General features: G+C 41.4%; 3 protein-coding genes and 1 pseudogene. 1 reads left to right on the top strand and 3 read right to left on the bottom strand.

Going from position 1 to position 1,617, the window contains the following annotated elements:
* A pseudogene (gene ureC, locus PX484_RS08085) lies at window positions 1-205 on the top strand (urease subunit alpha); the annotation flags it as partial.
* A 601-nt stretch (window positions 206-806) separates the two neighbouring features.
* On the opposite strand, the gene PX484_RS08080 reads toward ureC, so the two are convergent.
* The 3 genes from PX484_RS08080 to PX484_RS08070 all read right to left on the bottom strand — a co-directional run.
* Complete coding sequence (locus PX484_RS08080) at window positions 807-962, bottom strand: hypothetical protein (RefSeq protein ID WP_002754850.1); 156 nt, start codon at window positions 960-962, stop codon at window positions 807-809.
* Window positions 959-1,351: a toxin-antitoxin system TumE family protein gene (locus PX484_RS08075; protein ID WP_287766705.1), complete on the bottom strand. Its 393-nt coding sequence runs from the start codon at window positions 1,349-1,351 to the stop codon at window positions 959-961. Before PX484_RS08075 ends, PX484_RS08080 begins: the two co-directional genes overlap by 4 nt.
* A partial coding sequence (locus tag PX484_RS08070) for a hypothetical protein (protein ID WP_288103402.1) occupies window positions 1,341-1,617 on the bottom strand: 277 nt, incomplete at its 5' end. The genes PX484_RS08075 and PX484_RS08070, both read right to left, overlap by 11 nt.

The raw sequence follows: 1,617 nt of genomic DNA, 5'->3' as shown, positions 1-1,617 counted from the left end.
CATTCCTGAGAAGTTAAAGCTGAAAAAAACCGCCGTAGCCGTGTCGAATACGCGCAATATCAGTAAGGCTAGTATGAAGCTTAATGACGCTTTACCGCGCATGGAAGTTAATCCCGAAACCTACGAGGTGCGTGCTGACGGCGAATTATTAATCTGTGAACCGGCTACGGTTTTACCTATGGCCCAGCGCTATTTCTTATTTTGAATTCGATTTCAGAAAACGGGTTTTTTGAAAAAATCCGTTTTCTTTTTGAATCAACGGTTAAGGATTAGTAGGAAAATTTGGGACTCTCTTGGATTTGGTGGGTAAAATGTATTCTAAGATACATTCCTCCTAGCGAGGGGGTGGAACGAACCACAAAGACACAAAGGACACAAAGATTGATCGATCATATTGTAAGTTAAACTTATCACACAGAACCTAGAAGAGCCAATTTGGGAAAAATAACTTAACTAATCCTGCCATTAGTGCAGTAACAATGGCAACAAAGATGGTTCGATTAGTAAATTCCAAGTTATCTAGGCGTTTATTCACACCTGTTAATTCTCCTTTAAGTAGCTGGTTATAATTAAATTAAAAATGGATTTTAGGTTTGATCCCCCCTTAGTCCCCCCTTGATAAGGGGGGTGCCGATCCCCCCTGCCCCCCTTGATAAGGGGGGTGCCGATCCCCCCTTAGTCCCCCCTTGATAAGGGGGGTGCCGATCCCCCCTGCCCCCCTTGATAAGGGGGGTGCCGATCCCCCCTTAGTCCCCCCTTTAATCCCCCCTTAATAAGGGGGGCATCTGACAACTTTTAACGCCTACCTACTTATCAAATTTAGCCAAGATTTTCAATCCTTCTTCTGGGTTGCCATTAGCTGCCATTTCCTTAAATCTAGTATAGGCATTAAATTCGGCTAAAGTGTTGGTGGAAAGATATTCAATCAGTTTATTGATACTGATTCCTTTTAGTTCATTCATAGAAAACTCCTGATTCTGGCGGTAATTTCCTGAAGAACTTCTAAGAGTGTTGGAGCAGCGGACGAGATTACATTTTCTTCACTGCTGTCATGTTTGTGATGGGGATAGGTTGGGAGGTTCAGCTTTTTATGATGTGGAGTATTATCATAACGGAAAATTAAGATATTCATGGTATTCATATACTGATAAGCGTACATATTACGATTAATAATTGTTTCGATATTGACAAACTCTCGAATATGCAGAACTGAATTATCAATGAATTTAATTTCGGCTCGAATAAATCCTTCATAAGTATCGCGTTTTTCACAATCTAGCGTAAAAAATTTTATTACTGAACAGGTTGCGATAATTGTTTGAATCTGTTGAAAATAATCTTCAATTAACAAATTCAATTCCTCTGAGTCTTTCTGCTTTTTCCTGTAGGCATTGTAGCATTCGCAATTCGCCAATCCATTCGTCAAGTTCCAGGGTTTCCTGAAATTCGTCGTTTTCGTAGCGATGCAGAAATTCTGCTGTGGACAGTTGATATTTGTCCTCAAATTCTCGCAGTCGTTGTTCGGTACGCTGGATACCCGCTTCAGTGGAACGTAGGGCTTCAGCGATTGCGCCTTCGATTAGAGGTTTGAGGGAGCCGGAGTGATGAGAGATGAGT

This window comes from Microcystis sp. M49636_WE2 (assembly GCF_030065375.1).
GTDB lineage: Bacteria > Cyanobacteriota > Cyanobacteriia > Cyanobacteriales > Microcystaceae > Microcystis > Microcystis aeruginosa_C.
The sequence above is the reverse complement of the archived record's forward strand: the minus strand, read 5'-3'. Positions and strand labels throughout refer to the sequence as shown.

Coding starts and splice junctions, on each gene's coding strand:
- PX484_RS08080 (WP_002754850.1), bottom strand. CDS start 962: ATGAATGAACTAAAAGGAATCAGTATCAATAAACTGATTGAATATCTT.